This is a genomic window from Tumebacillus algifaecis, assembly GCF_002243515.1.
GTDB lineage: Bacteria > Bacillota > Bacilli > Tumebacillales > Tumebacillaceae > Tumebacillus_A > Tumebacillus_A algifaecis.
Window position 1 is genome coordinate 1,289,442 of sequence record NZ_CP022657.1, and the last position, 15,963, is coordinate 1,305,404.

The 15,963-nt window shown below is 46.3% G+C and carries 15 protein-coding genes, 7 tRNA genes and 1 pseudogene; 17 read left to right on the forward strand and 6 right to left on the reverse strand.

The features are described from left to right. Nucleotide 1 precedes the first annotated feature (1 nt). The 9 genes from CIG75_RS05840 to CIG75_RS05880 all read left to right on the forward strand — a co-directional run bounded on the left by CIG75_RS05840 (nucleotide 2) and on the right by CIG75_RS05880 (nucleotide 1,976). Complete coding sequence (locus tag CIG75_RS05840) at nucleotides 2–673, forward strand: ATPase (RefSeq protein ID WP_094235818.1); 672 nt, start codon at nucleotides 2–4, stop codon at nucleotides 671–673. 29 nt (nucleotides 674–702) lie between these two features. Next, the gene (gene speD, locus CIG75_RS05845; protein WP_094235819.1) at nucleotides 703–1,089 is read left to right on the forward strand and encodes an adenosylmethionine decarboxylase; all 387 of its coding nucleotides are present in this window, start codon (nucleotides 703–705) and stop codon (nucleotides 1,087–1,089) included. Nucleotides 1,090–1,248: 159 nt separating this feature from the next. Then, nucleotides 1,249–1,323, forward strand: a tRNA-Ala gene (locus tag CIG75_RS05850). Between the two features lie 53 nt (nucleotides 1,324–1,376). Next, nucleotides 1,377–1,452, forward strand: a tRNA-Val gene (locus CIG75_RS05855). Nucleotides 1,453–1,457: 5 nt separating this feature from the next. Continuing rightward, nucleotides 1,458–1,534, forward strand: a tRNA-Asp gene (locus CIG75_RS05860). Nucleotides 1,535–1,549: 15 nt separating this feature from the next. After that, a tRNA-Phe gene (locus CIG75_RS05865) sits at nucleotides 1,550–1,625 on the forward strand. Nucleotides 1,626–1,734: 109 nt separating this feature from the next. Continuing rightward, nucleotides 1,735–1,809: transfer RNA gene (locus CIG75_RS05870), tRNA-Gly, on the forward strand. A 15-nt stretch (nucleotides 1,810–1,824) separates the two neighbouring features. Further along, nucleotides 1,825–1,898 (forward strand) — tRNA-Cys (locus CIG75_RS05875). A 3-nt stretch (nucleotides 1,899–1,901) separates the two neighbouring features. Next, a tRNA-Val gene (locus CIG75_RS05880) sits at nucleotides 1,902–1,976 on the forward strand. Between the two features lie 689 nt (nucleotides 1,977–2,665). Here CIG75_RS05880 and CIG75_RS05890 read toward each other — a convergent pair. Continuing rightward, nucleotides 2,666–3,316: a polymorphic toxin type 44 domain-containing protein gene (locus CIG75_RS05890; protein ID WP_094235821.1), complete on the reverse strand. Its 651-nt coding sequence runs from the start codon at nucleotides 3,314–3,316 to the stop codon at nucleotides 2,666–2,668. Nucleotides 3,317–3,475: 159 nt separating this feature from the next. Between CIG75_RS05890 and CIG75_RS05895 the strand changes: the two genes are divergently transcribed. Further along, entirely contained in the window at nucleotides 3,476–3,844 is a 369-nt protein-coding gene (locus CIG75_RS05895; RefSeq protein ID WP_157729411.1) for a DUF5412 domain-containing protein, read from the forward strand. Between the two features lie 568 nt (nucleotides 3,845–4,412). On the opposite strand, the pseudogene CIG75_RS05905 reads toward CIG75_RS05895, so the two are convergent. After that, nucleotides 4,413–5,657, reverse strand: a pseudogene (locus CIG75_RS05905) (helix-turn-helix domain-containing protein); the annotation flags it as partial. A gap of 232 nt (nucleotides 5,658–5,889) precedes the next feature. On the opposite strand from CIG75_RS05905, the gene CIG75_RS05910 reads away from it, so the two are divergent. Beyond that, a complete protein-coding gene (locus CIG75_RS05910; protein WP_157729412.1) occupies nucleotides 5,890–7,179 on the forward strand; it encodes a helix-turn-helix domain-containing protein in 1,290 nt (429 codons plus the stop codon). A 164-nt stretch (nucleotides 7,180–7,343) separates the two neighbouring features. After that, nucleotides 7,344–7,583 carry a hypothetical protein gene (locus tag CIG75_RS20600; RefSeq protein ID WP_157729413.1) on the forward strand — a complete coding sequence of 80 codons (240 nt, stop codon included), beginning with the start codon at nucleotides 7,344–7,346 and terminating at the stop codon, nucleotides 7,581–7,583. 882 nt (nucleotides 7,584–8,465) lie between these two features. Here CIG75_RS20600 and CIG75_RS05925 read toward each other — a convergent pair. Genes CIG75_RS05925 through CIG75_RS21185 form a run of 3 tightly spaced genes read right to left on the reverse strand, consistent with a single transcriptional unit; the run spans nucleotide 8,466 to nucleotide 11,129 of the window. Continuing rightward, nucleotides 8,466–9,266, reverse strand: coding sequence for an ExeA family protein (locus CIG75_RS05925; RefSeq protein ID WP_094234888.1), 801 nt, complete (start codon nucleotides 9,264–9,266; stop codon nucleotides 8,466–8,468). Beyond that, nucleotides 9,259–10,614, reverse strand: coding sequence for a DDE-type integrase/transposase/recombinase (locus tag CIG75_RS05930; RefSeq protein ID WP_094234887.1), 1,356 nt, complete (start codon nucleotides 10,612–10,614; stop codon nucleotides 9,259–9,261). The genes CIG75_RS05925 and CIG75_RS05930 overlap by 8 nt, the downstream gene beginning before the upstream one ends. Nucleotides 10,615–10,658: 44 nt before the next feature. Continuing rightward, on the reverse strand, nucleotides 10,659–11,129 hold the full coding sequence (locus tag CIG75_RS21185; RefSeq protein WP_265415077.1) for a DUF6431 domain-containing protein: 471 nt from the start codon (nucleotides 11,127–11,129) through the stop codon (nucleotides 10,659–10,661). 104 nt (nucleotides 11,130–11,233) lie between these two features. On the opposite strand from CIG75_RS21185, the gene CIG75_RS05940 reads away from it, so the two are divergent. The 4 genes from CIG75_RS05940 to CIG75_RS05955 all read left to right on the forward strand — a co-directional run bounded on the left by CIG75_RS05940 (nucleotide 11,234) and on the right by CIG75_RS05955 (nucleotide 13,900). Beyond that, nucleotides 11,234–11,665 carry a hypothetical protein gene (locus tag CIG75_RS05940; protein ID WP_094235828.1) on the forward strand — a complete coding sequence of 144 codons (432 nt, stop codon included), beginning with the start codon at nucleotides 11,234–11,236 and terminating at the stop codon, nucleotides 11,663–11,665. A gap of 165 nt (nucleotides 11,666–11,830) precedes the next feature. Then, a complete protein-coding gene (locus CIG75_RS05945) occupies nucleotides 11,831–12,016 on the forward strand; it encodes a hypothetical protein (protein WP_094235829.1) in 186 nt (61 codons plus the stop codon). 324 nt (nucleotides 12,017–12,340) lie between these two features. Further along, nucleotides 12,341–13,063 carry a C40 family peptidase gene (locus tag CIG75_RS05950; RefSeq protein ID WP_094235830.1) on the forward strand — a complete coding sequence of 241 codons (723 nt, stop codon included), beginning with the start codon at nucleotides 12,341–12,343 and terminating at the stop codon, nucleotides 13,061–13,063. An 84-nt stretch (nucleotides 13,064–13,147) separates the two neighbouring features. Beyond that, the gene (locus CIG75_RS05955) at nucleotides 13,148–13,900 is read left to right on the forward strand and encodes an AAA family ATPase (protein ID WP_227874371.1); all 753 of its coding nucleotides are present in this window, start codon (nucleotides 13,148–13,150) and stop codon (nucleotides 13,898–13,900) included. 53 nt (nucleotides 13,901–13,953) lie between these two features. On the opposite strand, the gene CIG75_RS05960 is transcribed toward CIG75_RS05955, so the two are convergent. After that, entirely contained in the window at nucleotides 13,954–14,559 is a 606-nt protein-coding gene (locus tag CIG75_RS05960; protein ID WP_094235832.1) for a pentapeptide repeat-containing protein, read from the reverse strand. 168 nt (nucleotides 14,560–14,727) lie between these two features. Between CIG75_RS05960 and CIG75_RS05965 the strand changes: the two genes are divergently transcribed. Next, entirely contained in the window at nucleotides 14,728–15,906 is a 1,179-nt protein-coding gene (locus CIG75_RS05965) for a hypothetical protein (RefSeq protein WP_094235833.1), read from the forward strand. Nucleotides 15,907–15,963 lie beyond the last annotated feature (57 nt).

The following is a 15,963-nucleotide window of genomic DNA, read 5'->3' on the forward strand; positions in this document are numbered from 1 at the left end:
GATGACGATCGAGACTGGAAACTTGGACGCAGCGATCGCACAACTTCGCGATCACTACAACCGCCGCTTGGGCGAGCAGGAAGCGCTACTTCGTAAAAAGCGGCAGGTGGAAGAGAAGGTGACCGAGAAACGAGCGGAGATCGCCAAGCTTGAGCAGGTCAAAATCCTGCTGCAGGAATCGAGCGCCTTTGCTCGCGAACAGGCCCGCCGTCAGATTGAGACGATGGTCACCAATGCACTGCAGTTTATTTTTGGCGATCAGGATCTCGAATTTCGCGTGGAGATCGACGAAGTGCGGGGCAGAGCGGAGGGCGAATTTTTGGTCGTCTCCACCTATGGCGGGGAGATTCCGGTACAGACACGCCCGCAGGATGCACGCGGCGGCGGGGTGGTTGACGTGATCTCGCTGGCGTTGCGCGCCGCACTCTTGCATGCCAACCGTCCGCGATTGGATGGGCCGATCATCCTCGACGAGCCGGCGAAACACGTATCAGAAGAATATAGCCGCCAAGTGGCAGAGTTCTTAAAACAGTTGTCCACCGCGTTCGGACGGCAGATCATCATGGTCACCCACAACCAACACTTGGCAAACACGGGGGATACTGCCTACATGGTGGAGATGCGTTCCGGGAAAAGCTATGTGCGAGTCTATCAGAGCATAGAACAAGCGTAACTCGCATCCGCATAGAGGAGGCTGAACGCATGGACACGATGGGACGACACGTCATTGCGGAACTTTGGGAATGTGACGGGCAGATTCTGAACAACCAGGAAGAAGTGGAAAAGATCATGGTCAACGCCGCACTCGAATCGGGGGCGGAAGTGCGCGAAGTGGTGTTCCACAAGTTCACTCCGCAAGGGGTGAGCGGTGTTGTGGTCATCTCCGAATCGCACTTGACCATTCACTCCTTTCCGGAGCACGGGTATGCCAGCATCGACGTCTACACGTGCGGAGATCGAATCGATCCGACGGTGGCGACCGATTATATCACCAAACGCCTGCGTGCCGGACGCAAGGAAGAGATTTTCATCCCGCGCGGCGTGGGTTCGTTTGAAAATGTGAAGCAAAACGTCGAGATTCTGCGTTAGTCGTACCTAGGGTTAGCCAATTGCCAACAAAGAGAGGACTTCCTGTCGGAGTTCTCTTTTTTGTTTGGTTTTGGGGATTGATTTTCAGGTACACCCCACTATATAATAAGTCTTGTCGCCGCGAGCGAGCGTCGCTTCGGTAACTTCGAGAACAGCCATGGGGAATTAGCTCAGTGGTAGAGCACTGCGCTGGCAGCGCAGGGGTCAGGGGTTCAAGTCCCCTATTCTCCACCAATTTCACTTCTTGACTCTCACATGAGAGTGTGATATATTAGTACATGTCTTTTGGAGGTTTAGCTCAGCTGGGAGAGCATCTGCCTTACAAGCAGAGGGTCGGCGGTTCGATCCCGTCAACCTCCACCATCAATGGAGCTGTGGTGTAGTGGCCTAACATGCCCGCCTGTCACGCGGGAGACCGCGGGTTCGAATCCCGTCAGCTCCGCCATTTTTATACGAATACGGCTCGGTAGCTCAGTCGGTAGAGCAGAGGACTGAAAATCCTCGTGTCGGCGGTTCGATTCCGTCCCGAGCCACCATTTTTTCAAAGGTAGTCCAACTAAGGACGCGACGTCCTGTCGCAACGTTGGATACGGAACATCCTGTTCGTAACGTCCTGTCGCAACGCGGGACGCATATGTCCTGTATGCGGAAGTGGCTCAGGGGTAGAGCATCGCCTTGCCAAGGCGAGGGTCGCGGGTTCGAATCCCGTCTTCCGCTCCATTTTTAAATTCATCTGGTGGCATAGCCAAGTGGTAAGGCGTGGGACTGCAAATCCTTGACCCCCGGTTCAAATCCGGGTGCCACCTCCATATGGAATCGTAGCTCAGAGGGAGAGCACCACCTTGACACGGTGGGGGTCGGAGGTTCGATTCCTCTCGATTCCACCATACGATGAAAGACCCGATCTTCGGATCGGGTCTTTTTTTGCCTAAAATCCGTATGAAGTGTTTATTTTGACGACAAGGTGCAGGTAGGACTGTTGCAAGGTGCGCGATTTTTTCTTTCATTTCTAGATCAACGTAAACGCTCATCATTCGAACAATGAATCGAATGGTGAACGTTTTTTGTATGGATAAACGAATCGGCGCGCGAGTCAAAATGAATCACGTCCGTGTCGTGCAGAATGTTTCATTATCGATAATGACTAATTTCTGCTATGTATTAGAGTTTCAGATTCAATGCACCCAGTCCACCCTTTCAATTCAAAAACGTAATACAGGGCAAATACGAGGCTCTGAGAAAGGGGATGAGGGACAGTTCTACTGGTATCAAATGAAATGGCGATGTTATTACACAATAAAGCACCACGAAGGGTGCGAGAATAAAATCAAGTTCCAAAATTAGGGATAATTCCTTGTGACTTCTGGTGAGGTCAGCGGATAAGCGGCGCGTTGAAGCGAAAATCAGCTAAACATAGTCAGTCATGACAGGGAAAGCAAGGCAGATCGCAATCATAAATCATTATTGTGAAATCCCCAAAATTGATTTGTAAAATTCAAAACAATAAATTCAAGAAAAAGCCAACTTCCAGAAGGAGGTTGGCTTATCACACAATTTGCGATTATCGTTTTTGTTTTTACTTTAATTTTTCAGCGTCTTTAATAACTTTATTTCTAATTTCTTTTTTCTCTTGATCGCTCAAAAGGTTGAACAATGAAGTATCGATTTGTGTGCTGTTGAAGCTAATGGTTCTAGGCCAACTGTTGTTGTTGTACATGCCGATACCATAATTGATCCAATATTGGTCTCTCGGATCATCAAAGTAACTAGAGTACCAACCGATATACCACGTGCCCGAATAAATTTGGTAGGCACCTGCCGCAGTCTTTAATAGAGTATCTGGGAAGCCTGCTCCTCTTCCAACAAAACCATAATGCATGTTGCCTACGTCTGCACCAGTCACATATAGACCGTTGTACATATACTGAACCGTGCCACCGTAATATTGCTTGTAGTCCCAGACTCCGCCAGTTCGTACTTTACTGGCAAATTCTTGTCCAGTTAATACAGGATAAGTACCTTGGTAGTTTTGTTCGTTCATTGCGTAGTAAGCCATATACGCGGCATTTTTACGCATGGTGGTTGTGAAGCTATTTGTTAAATCTTCTCCAATTGGAACCTGGGCTTCTGGTGTGACCAGATTGGTTGCAGCAAAGGAACTAGTCGTGGTGACTGACAAGACAGTTGCAACAGCTAGAGTGGTCAGTAAAAGATACTTGGAATTCATGTTATACCTCCTTCTTGTATTTATGTAAAATAATATCATATTATTTATTTATTTGTGATAGTTAATAGAAAAAATGCTTTCCTTTCTTTCATGCGATAGTTTCAATTCAACATGGTATAATTATGGTGTCCTAAAATAATGATATGGGGGTATGCTAACTTGAAGAAGAAAATTCTTATGGGTTGTATGACATTTTTTATTTTGGTTGTGGGATTACTTGTGTTTACAGTGTATTATTTCTTCTATTCGATGCATCGTTTGCCGGAGGGAGACTACATGAGCCAAACAAGTTCTCCTAACAATACGTACACAATAGAGTTTTACTTGGTTAATGGTGGAGCAACTACTGATTATAGTATCAGGGGAGAATTGGTGGATACCGAAACAAATGATAGAGAAAATATTTATTGGGAGTATCGTAAAGAAAATGTAAAAGCCATATGGATTGATGAACATACAGTCATAATCAATGGGCATAAGCTCGATGTCAGAAAAGATAAGTATGACTGGCGACAAGAAATGGAGTGAGAGATAATATAATCGCTCGATAATTCTGATTTCTAAGAATATCCGTGTTTGGTTGGGGATAATTTGATGTAATCGTTTAGAGAGAACTAGATTGATGGAGTAGCAAATTGCTACTCCTTTTTCTTTACTGTGATGTGAGGTTATTTAGATCGACAGTAGTGGTCAGCATCGACAGCAGACGGACAACACGACCATCAGAAGATCGGAATAAAAATGACTAATTTTTGCGCTGTATTAGATTTTCAGATTCAATGCACCCAGTCCTCACCCTTTCAATTCAAAAACGCGATACAGGGCAAATATGAGTCTCTGAGTGGGGAGAGAATTGGGTACTCGATTGTGCCAGCTGCTTATGATGCGTATCAAATGAAATGGAGAATTCATGAGAAACAAAAAAGCACCCATGCGGGCGCTGAAGTCCAAATAATCTAATATTTAGGTTTCGCAATTACTCCAAGGGGGCCGGGGTCGAGATCGGATGATACCTTTGTGACATGAGGATTGCTTGTGGAAATCCCCGTGATTACAACTAAGAACACGGAAAGTAGTAAAAGTCTTCTCATTTTGTTCACTCCTTCTGGAGGTTTTCTAGTAAGTCGTTACGGAGGGTTTGATACTCGAAAGCTTTCTTGAAATCACCCATTTCTTTGTAGCACTCCACAACAATTTTGAGGGAGTCGATTTCGTCACGAAACATCCCCAGCATATCATAAATCCGTGAGGATTTTAAAGCGTATTTCTTTGCGTGATCATATTGTTTCATTTTTATTAGATAATTAGAAAAAGTCCTGAAGAAGTCAGCTATTTCGTGACTATGTTGGTTATTTTGATCTTTGATAATTTTCAAAGCACGATTCAGATGATCATCACACAGGTGTAGTTCATTGATACTCACCAGTATTGTAACAATCTTAGAAATCACGAAAACTACCTTAAGACAATCATTTTTATTTTCGAAATATTGAAGGCTGTTTTCAAGCTCTGTCAAGGCTTTATTAGGATCTTGTTCAGCAAGAACTGAGGAAGCCAATGTCACCGCTACAGAATGACATAATGTGTAGTGTTGCATTGTCTGATAAATTTTAGTCGACTGCTCCAGAAGATCGGTTGCCCTGATATGGTCACCTATATTCTTATATGCGATTCCTTGTACAAAAAGTGTATGAGCTAAACTTTTCATGTCCTTAGTTTGTTCAAAATAATGCCCTGCTCTTTCAAGGTACCCAGCAGCTTCCATATTTCGACCTTTTCTTCTGAGTGTCAGTCCTACGTTATATGTAATATAAGCAGCTAGACTGTCGAATACGGGGAACCGCGATGCTAGATCTAACGCTTTCTTGTAATTGTAGTATGCATTTACAGTATCCTGCATCTGGGTATAAGCGTTTCCGATTTTGTTTCGTATCCAAGCAAGAGTGTGAACGTCGTGGTAATTTATGATTTCAAGACTGTCAACCAATGGTTGCAGGATAGACAATACCTCATCGTGGCGACTTTGTTGGTATCTACATTCTGACAGGTTCAAAGTTAAGGAAATTCGATCCTTTTCTGATAACTCTGGATGGTTTTCTAGATCTTTTATCATGGACTCAGCATCCGATGAATGAGCATTTTCCAGTAGAATCTCGATAATCTTTAATCTACTGACCAGTTCCATATGTTGATCTTCATCTTGCAGTAGCTCTCGGATAGGAATTTTATATGCATCGGCAAATTTGCTCAAGAGTTCTGCAGATGGCATAGCTCGATCCTGTTCAATTGTACTAATCCAAGATATAGTGACTCCTACCAGATTACCAAGGTCGGTTTGTGATAAGTTTCGTTCTTATCTAAGTCTTCGAATTCTTTGACCTAATGATTCATTCATCTATATCACCCGATTTACTGGACTTTATTGAATATTATACAGATCTTGTCATAAATCAGCAATGAAACAAACAAATTTCTGTAATTACTTATAGATTAATACTTTACATCGAGAATTGATGTAATCAAACAAACGCTCCTATAATCAAATCGAAACGACGAAGAAGGGAGAGTTGACATTGAATCGTTCGTCTCTTGGGCAAAGAGTTCGTGAAACACGCTTAAAGAAGGGTATCACCCAAATAGAGCTTGCTTCGGGCTTATGCACACCATCTTTGATCTCGCAAATTGAAAGTGACAGGGCACGTCCTTCCTACAAAACACTGGTTGCTTTAGCAGCTCGACTTGATGTTCCACTTGAACAACTCTTAAATGGAGTGAATTTCGATTTGGAGTCGTCGAGTAAATATAAGATGGCGAAAAGTATGGTTCGAGCGAGAGAGTATCAACCTGCCATCCCGCTGTTGAATGATCTCTTGGAAATCCAACAGCGCCGGATTCCGAAAGAGGGGTTGTTTTTGGAACTCGTGCAATGTCACATTGAGTTGGGAAATGCGCTAGAAGCAGAAAGCTTGCTGAACCAGTTGTATCAAATTTGCAACACGGAACGGAACAATCATTTGCTGGCTGAAGTGCTGTATTATCTTGGAAAGGTCGCTGAGTTGAAAAATGATTACCCAATCGCACTTTTCCATACGAACCGCGCTTGGGAAGAACTTCAAACGATTGAGGAGATTGACACAGATCTTCAAGCAAAGGTTCTCATGCAGTTGGCAACTCTCCACGAGCGGATCGGAAAGGTGGCAGAGTCGGCGAAGTTGTACGAAAGGGCGTTGTTACTCCACCAGCACAATGGTGAAGAGCGAGGGAAGACATACCTTCGTTTGGCAGAGGTCTATGATCGGCAAAAGAAGTATGAGCAAGCACAAGAATACGCTGTGAAGGCAACTGTACATTTGGAGGAACAATCTACGAAAGAGCACATGCAGGAAATGCAACGCCGATTGCTTATGCTTCAGCGCGATTCGAGCGATTGGAACAAGTCCGTTCCAATAATTTTGTCCATAGCGGAACAGTATGAGCAAAATGGAAAGAAACAGAAAGCGGGTGAAGTTTACGCCGACCTTGCGCTGAATTGTTTGGATAATCATGAGTATGACGAAGCATGGGCATATGCCGAAAAAGCGAGAATGGCTCTTCCTGATACGGATTCTACAATGGGGCAAGTTCACCGCGTTCTATCATTTGTCTATTTTCGTCGCGAAGATAAGAAAAAAGGGAAGAAGCACCTTGAGAACGCGGTCAAGATTTTTGAGCAACACGGCAAGATTGCGGAGCTTGAAGCAGTTATGTTACACATGTGCCGATTTCTGAACGACAAAGGGGATCACCAGGAAGCATATGAGCGGATGGAAGCGTTTCACCACTACTTGATCAACCAGTTAGAACAGCGTGGGATCATTTTGTGAAAGTAAAGCTGATGACACCCTACGAAAGACATAATTGGGAGTGCTATTCTCGAACGAAAGTGCGGATCGGGTACCAAGTAGGTTGCCTGTTCATCCACAAGAAGTATCGTGATCGTTGGTACTTTCGCGGTCATCGAGTGGAAGCAAAGGATTTTTACGAAGCAATGACTAAACTCGAAGAGAGCATATTCGGTTTAGAGGGTTTGTCGGACGGGGCTTTATGGGAAAGGGTCGGGGCGATGATCGGCGCGACTGGGATCTGGGGCTATTTGTATAAGAGCAAGACGAGGCAAGGAGTTTGGATGTGGTGCGGGCATGAGATTGAGGCTGAGACAGAGAAGAAGGCGAAGGAGCATTTGGAAGGTAAGGATAAGAAAACAAGAGCGGTGAATTGGGCGACCTGAAGGGGTTGCCTTTTTTGTTTTGTAGGGCGGAGATTAGATTGGAGGACAAAAGTAGCAAAAGAACATTCTGAATAGGAGAAATATGTTTTTCGCCGATACCTATAATCGAGGGGAATTTTGGCCGATTTTGAGCTTTGATTTTAAAGAGTATTGATTTTACCAAAAGTGATTCCAAAAAACGAAGTATGAAAAGCAACCAGTGTTTAAGATCTATCATATGATATCATAGTAATGAAAATTACTAAGGGTGATTCGAGGGATACTAATGAGTAAGAACTACAAATTTGGTGACAAAACCTTTGGAAGATCTCCTTTAGAGAGATTAGTGTTAATATTAGAATCGAATGGTCTGCTAAATAGACTTCTAATAATTTTTAGTACACTTGGCATAATCGGTCTCAATTCGCTAATAAGAACGGAGTACGATAACGGGATTATTTATTTCCTGTTGGTTATTCTCATATTACTGAGCAAAACGAAAGTGTCTGAGAATTTTTTCGGCTCTTCGGCATTAGCAATTTGTATAGTACTTCATATCGCAATTTTTGGTTTTAGCGGAATTTCATTGGTGTTATCTTTTGTGACATATATAGTTTTTAGAAGGTTTATGGATAAACACATTCTGTTTCCAATCCTCGTATACTTGATTTTTGATACAATAGCACTGCTTTCTAATAAAGGGGAATATTTGCGGAAACTGATGGAAGGACTCGGTATGGTACTTTTCGACCTTAATTTCTTGATTGTACTGTTCTTACTTCCCTTCCTGTACTGTTACTATTGCCCTATAATGTCCGTAAACTGACAGGCTTTGCTGTCCAAGAGTTGACGGAAATGATGACCGCGTTAGCGGTGCCACCCCTGAAAGGAAAAGCGGGAGAATTAAGTCAATTCTCCCTCGATCACCCGTTTTATCATGTGGTCGTCAATGATCCGGTGCTTGTTCGCTGCACCGTAGATCAGACTATGTGTCGCCGCTTTGTTCACCAAGCGAACTGTACCGCTCGAATAACGGTAAATCTCATCGATCGCACCGTCCGTAAAAAGATCCCGGCTAACGCCGGCATATTCCAAATGACGTGAGATATATGCTCCCACTTGTGAGCGGTCGTAGTGAACAAGTTTGCATTGCAGATCAATTCTTTGGCGAATAGCCGTGAACGTCTGCAGTTGCAGACGTTCCCACAACTCATTTTGCCCGACCAGGATCAAGGCCATAGGACTCTGAGCGTCCATTCTGAAGTTGAGCAAAAATCGCACTTCTTCGAACATCTCCTTGTCCAACAAATGCGCCTCGTCAACCACCACTACAGGCTGTAAGCGATGAACTCCTCGCATCAATTCAATTTCCCGATGCAATTGTCGCTTACTGTCTCCTCGATAAAACTTCGCTTCACACCCCAATTGTTCGAGCAATCCTTTGTAAAAATGGCGTGGCGTTAGCTTCGAATCAGATAAATAGAGCAATTTGAATCTCGATGAGTCAAGTACATCTGCAAACCGGCGGATCGTCGTTGTTTTACCCGTTCCGCAGTCACCTGTCACAACTGAAAACCATTGCCTTTCGGCGGTATATGCCAACCTCTCCAGCGTTTCTTCCAAAACATCTGAAGCATACAACTCATGAGTCGGCATGTCGCGTGAAAAAGGTGTTCTCGTCATTTCGTAAAACGCTTCAAACATCCGGCTGTGCCTCCTCCCGCATCTTACGGAACGAGACAGCGCGTGTCTGACGTTCTTTTCGAACTTGATTCTTCTTCTCTGCAGCGACCAATAACCGCGAACCATTTGCTGAAACTGTTTCAATTGTCGATGGCAACGAGGGGCGTTGTCCTGCCCATTCACCGATGGTCAGCTCTTTCGCCTGCCACGGCGTGTGATTGCCATATTCAATGGTAATTGTTGAGATGTCACGCGGGTCGTAGACGACTTCCACTCTATGCCCGATGAACGGGAGCCCAACCTCGTATTTTTTACCCATAAAGCTGATACAACCAGCCTTGTCCACTTTTCGGGATTCGCTGTGTAGGAACGCATCCGCGATAATTGATTCTTCGACGAGTCGGAGCGGTGTCGAGTCGCTACGGAACGCTACCTGAGGGCTTGAACTGTCATCAAGTGCGGAGTGGGGCTTGGTCTGGTAACATTCGGTGAGCCAAACTTGAAACAATTCATTGAGTTGGTCGAGTGTTTGCGGCTTTTCCAACATCACTTCCGCAAGGAAACTGTCTATGACTCGGTTGAAACGCTCGATCTTCCCCTTGGATTCGGCTGCATATGGTCTCGTAAAGCGAAGGCGAATACCTAGTTTGGCGCATGTGCGAGTCATGCTTTTGGTTCGAAATTGCTTGCCGTTATCAAAGTAGACAGATTCAGGAACGCCACTTGTTTGGATTGCGTAACGGAAACAGTCTTCCACAATCGTTTGATCGAGTGTCGGATAGAATGCGGCATGTAACACATAACGTGTCGCATCGTCGATGAATGCAACGAGGTACACCTGCTTGTTAGCTCCGCCTTCACCAATCGGTAGATAGGGCCCGAACTTGATATCGCTTTGCCACAAGCGGTTGCGCTGTTTGTGTTGAAAGCGTCTGGCCGCAAGGCCGGCGGTTGAGTAAAGTCGCATATGGCGAGTGCTGTAGCCGCGCTCCATCAATTTCTCTTGCAACGTGCTACGCTTAATCTCACCGGGCTTGGCCAAACCTTCCCATTCGAGTATCTGAATGATTTGCGCGACACTGCGACTTGGTACTTCTCGACGAAGCAGAATCGCTTGCTCTAGCAGATAAGGAGTGATCGCTTCGGCTGATCGCCGCTTTCCCATTCCTTGAGGTCGAAGTCCAGCGAAGCCGTCGGTTCGATAGGCAGACAAATAGCGTCGAAGAGTTCGCTCGGATAAGCCCGTCTGTTCACAAATGGCTTTCTTCAGTTCCTTGGCTTTGCCAGGGTCAATCCCTTCGGCTACTAGCGGAGAGATCAGTTGCATGCGCTCTGCGGCGACTTCTTCCGCCTTTTTTTCGTTATTCATAGGAGTCTACAGTCCTTTCCAATAGGATGTAGATTCACCATATATCAAGGGATGTCGGACAAGAAGGCAAAACGGGTATGTACCCATAATTGAGAATGAACGATGGGGCGGACAACTCTCGCCAGCCATCCGACGCCTTGTCCGACAAAATGTCCGATCCGTTGGAGTGCAGATGATGAAGGTACGGACAATGCCTCCACCGGATTTCCTGAACGCGACGCAATTGTTAATAAACAATTCACCCAATACTGCCAACACTTCCCGAACCAAACGCGCCAGCGGTACAAGGTCGATTCATCTGCTGCTACGTCTGGAGCCTGTCTATTAGACACAACTGATTCGAGGCATTCGGTTTCATAACGTTTGTAAGGGACGAGCAAATCCGGTAATTCATGATGAATCCGCTCGCAACCTTTGCAACGCAAACGACGAATTATGTAGGTGATCTGATCGCCGGTTGGCTTTCGCCCGACGCGCCTCCGACTCCCGATTGTGTACAAGTCATCTTCACATATTGGTCAAATATGCTTCTCTGCACTCCGTATGAAAAACACCAAGCTTTTCTTCAATTTGATAATGAGATACAATAACCATATGGTTTTTTTGGGGGACGACTCTGGTGCAACTGTTGGCGCAGTGGCACATCTTTCAGAGGCGTCCTTTTCCTGTTCTAGGATATGTATGGTGGTCATTATATCCGTCAACCTTTGGACAGGCAATAGCGTCAGCTTTTGGTCATTTAGAATCGGCTGTTACACTGTACATCTGCTTGAAACTCGAAAAGTTTGTTTCGTCTCGTTTCAAAGGAGCGTTTTTAAAAACCTACGGATTTGATATCATATTGCTTCTATTCGCACTATTACTGTTTGTGCAAAATCAACTGGTTGGTATGTTTGGATTGCTCTCATTGATAATCTGGATTGTTACATTTATAGCAACAAGAAATAATTGGAATAGAAATGATCTGGTTACCTGTTTGATATTTGGAACTTGGCTAATTGTCGGTTATATAATCTGGAGAAATACGGGTTATCTCCTCATGGGAAAATAAAGCAACGTAGGGGTATTTTCTAATTAAACATTTAGGAGTCGAAGGTTCGATTCCCCCACCCGGCTACACAGCATCACCCATCATCCACAGATGCCGGTCGCTCTTTCATTTGCAACTTTTCCATTCACTCATCGTACTAGTAAGTAAATAGGAGGTGTGTCACATATGAATTTCATGCTTGGAACCTTAATCATTCAGTTGATCGGATTTTTATTTTTCATAGGTAGTATCGTATTGGTTATCGTCGCTGTAATTGCCTTGGTCAAAATACGTGCGAACACCGAACAGACCAACCGACGTTTGGAAGCGATAGAGCGCTTGTTGGCCGAATCGATAAACAAACGGGAATAACGGATTAAAACTTTCAGGATCGCTGCAACAAAACGACCCGCCTGTGCGACTAATCTGATGAGCACATTTTCCTGATAACCGTGGGATCGCAAGTTGCGAGAGTAAGAGGTTGATTCCGTCATACAGAGAAGTACTCCGCACGGCTTGCACCTATGTAGCGGAGGTCCCTACATCTACAGGAAGTCCTAATGCTTTGGAAAATGTGTCCTCATCTTCATATGATTCAACACGAGCCCTCGGATGATTCCGGGGGCTTTTTCCAGTCATCTAAACTTCCTCTTTTGGTGATCTTAACAGGGTACCAGAGCGAAGGAGGAATCTCAGATGACACGGTTTGCCAAACGGCTAGTAGGAACCCTCTTGATCGTATCGACACTTGTATGTGTTGGAATTCCCGAGAAGGTACAGGCGCAAATGGAGTTGCCGCAACCGACCGAAACGGTAGTCAGCTTGCCGAATCATCTGCAGCATGGCCTGCTGAAACAAGGCTACTCCGGCTATGCGGTTCGTCAATTGCAAACCAATTTGAAAACACTCGGCTACTATAAATATGGAAAGATCACCGGCTATTACGGCACGATCACCAAACAAGCGGTGCGAAATTTTCAACTCGCGTACAGCATTCACGCAGACGGTGTGGCTGGTTCCGTCACGACGCGGGAGATTTCCCACGCGATTTTAAAGCGCAAGATGATAGCTGACACCACACATTACACAGGCATCAAATATGTTTGGGGTGGCGCGTCGCCGAGCAAAGGGTTTGACTGCTCAGGATTTGTTCATTATATGTTCCGCAAATTTGGCGTCAGCGTCCCGCGAACCACTTCGTCCGGCATGTACAAATTTGGCCGCCCGATCAATCGCTGGAAATTGCGACCTGGTGATCTCGTCTTTTTTGCGATCGAAGGAAAACATATCTCACATGTCGGCTTTTACCTGGGCAACAACAAGTTTATCTCCGCCACTTCTTCCAAAGGGATCTGGGTCTATTCGATGAACAATTCCTTTTGGGGACCGCATTTCGTCGGAGCGCGCCGAGTCTATTAGTTCAAACGAAAAGGGAAGTACAGGGCGGAGGCTTGACCACCGCTCTCTTTTTATTGGAAAATGTGGGAGAAGGGAGGGGCGGCCTTGTTTTTGCGTGACATTCAATTTCGTTGGGAACGGATTTCGCAAAGCCAAAAGCGTCAGTACCCATTTCAGCTTCCAGCCTACCGCAGCCTTGATACGCTCGAGTTGCATCAGCCGGTGACCTTTTTTGTCGGGGAAAACGGGACTGGTAAATCGACGTTGCTCGAAGCGATTGCATCATTGTGCGATTTTCCGAAAAGCGGTGGTGAAATTCTGGCAGAAGAGCATTCGGAAGCGCACGAGTTATTGCTCGATCAGGTCCTGCGGCTGTCGTGGATGCCTCGAGTGCGCAGCGGCTTCTTTTTGCGCTCGGAGACATTTTTCAATTTTGCTTCGTTGCTCGATCGACGGAAGCAGGAAAAGGACTTTGGAGGAAATCCGTACTCGCGCTACGGGGGCAAATCATTGCATCAGCGCTCACATGGTGAGGCGTTTCTCGACCTGTTTCAAAACCGCTTTCAGGAGTCGGGCAATTCGATCTACTTGCTCGACGAGCCAGAGGCTGCATTGTCGCCGATGCGGCAATTGGCCTTTTTGAGCATAATGAAAAAGCTGGTCGACACGAAGCGGACGCAGTTTATTATCTGCACGCATTCCCCGATTTTGCTGGGCTATCCGGGTGCTGATATTTATTCATTCGATGAAGCGCCGCTACAAAAGATCGATTATGAGGAAACGCCGCATTATGCGGTGACGAAATATTTTTTAAACCAGCGCGATGCGATGCTGGAGAAGCTATTTGAGGAGGCGTGATCTGCCTTTTCGCCCCAGTAAGTAAAAAAGCCCTTTGCAGGGCTTTTTTGCGTTCAATCAACTTTTGCGCCAAACGATCTGGCAAACAGCACAGCCTGTTGCAGATCGAGCCGAGCCCCACGCACGTCAACGTTGACAAACGCTACGCCGTCCATCATGGCCCCGCGAAAGTCTGCTCCGGACAACTTGGAATGTGCGAGGATCGCCCGCGACAGATCGGTGTCGCGCAGGTCCGCTTTCTCCAAGGTACATCCATACAGGTCCGCTTCTACAAAGCGCACGCCGCGCAACTTTTGTCCCTTCAGATCTTGTGAGCGCAGGTTGACATAGGAGAAGTCTCCGCCCGAAATGGTAGTCCCGGTCAGAGTCGCGCTGAGAAAACTCGACCCTGTCATTTTGCAGCCTGTAAACTGCGAGACAAACAGGTTGGCCGACTGGAACATACAATTGACAAACGCCGAGTTGTGATGCACCGAATTGTTCAACTGGGCGCCACTGAGATCACACCCGATAAACTGACAGCCGCTGGTTTGCAGTTCTTTCATCTGCGCATGTTGAAACGAGCAATTCACAAATTTGCAATCTTTAAGATCCCCTTCGCTAAAGTCCACATCGCGCAGATCTTCGCCTTCAAACTCCCGTCCAGACCATTCAATCACCAGAAACCCTCCTTCGTGCTTTTGAACATTTTTCAATTATACCAGTACCAGCGGCTGGAAAATATTTTTGCCGATGGGCTTTTTTAAAGAAAATCTAAGAAGAGCATCCCATACTGAGGTTGTAAGCGGATCAGGCAAGTCAACTACAACCGAAAGGGTGAGTGTAATATGATGAACAGACGAGCAAAATTTTTGATGACCTTGGGGATGGCCGTGGCGTTGGTAGGGACTGGCACTGCACTGGCAGCGACCGCAGATAATAAAGCCACGTCACAACAACAAGCGCCGATGGAAGGCAAAAAAATGTGGAAGGTGCAGTTTGACACGGAGCTCCCGAGCTTCCTTGGGATCACCGAAGAGGAACTGCGGAGCGCACAACAAGCAGGCCAGACTCTGGCGCAGATCGCCAAGGAAAAAGGCATCACCGAAGCGAAATTGATCGAATTTTTGAAAACACAACAACAAAAACAGATCGATCAGTTGCTGGCAGATGGCAAGATCACGCAAGAGCAGGCTGACGAGATGAAAGCGCGCATGACCGACGAGCATTTGCAAGAGATGGTCAACAACGCCAAAATTGGCGGACACATGGGGCACCGCGAGAAAGGCGGCATCGCTATGAGTGGTGCGTTTGACGGTGCCGAGTTGACCAAGTTCCTCGGCTTGAGCGAAGAAGAATTCCGCACCGCGCTGGAAGCGGGCAAAACGTTGGCGCAAATCGCGACAGATAAGGGCATCTCTGAAGAGAAACTGATCGATTTCCTGCAAGCACAGCACCAAAAGCAGATCGATCAACTGCTCGCCGACGGCAAGATCACGCAAGCGCAAGCCGATGAGATGAAGGCGCACCACACCACAGAACAGTTGCGCGAGATGATCAACAACTCGGGCGGCAAAATGGGGCCGGTCGGTAAAGGGATGGAGAAGGGGATCAGGATCGTCGCATTCTCCCCCGAACTGCCAACGTTCCTTGGCCTGAGCGAAGAAGAATTCCGCACCGCTCAGGAAGCGGGCAAAACGTTAGCACAGATCGCGGCAGATAAGGGCATCTCCGAAGAGAAACTGATCGAATTCCTGCAAACGCAGCACCAAAAGCAGATCGATCAACTGCTTGCAGACGGCAAGATCACGCAAGAGCAGGCTGATGAGGCAAAAACACACTTCGACGCTACTCATCTCCAGGACATCATCAACAACACCGCTCCTGTTCCAGGACGCGGCAGTCATAAAGTTCATGTGAAAGGCGGCTTTGGCGGATTCCCGGGAAGCAAAGCGCAACCGAGCGTGGATGGGGCAGTCAGCAAGACTGATCTCTTCATTGCTCCGGCTGCAGTGCTCATCGACTAAGGAGCTGGCTCGGACGAGGACAGGCAGGGATTGCCTGTCCTTTTCGAGTATTTACTA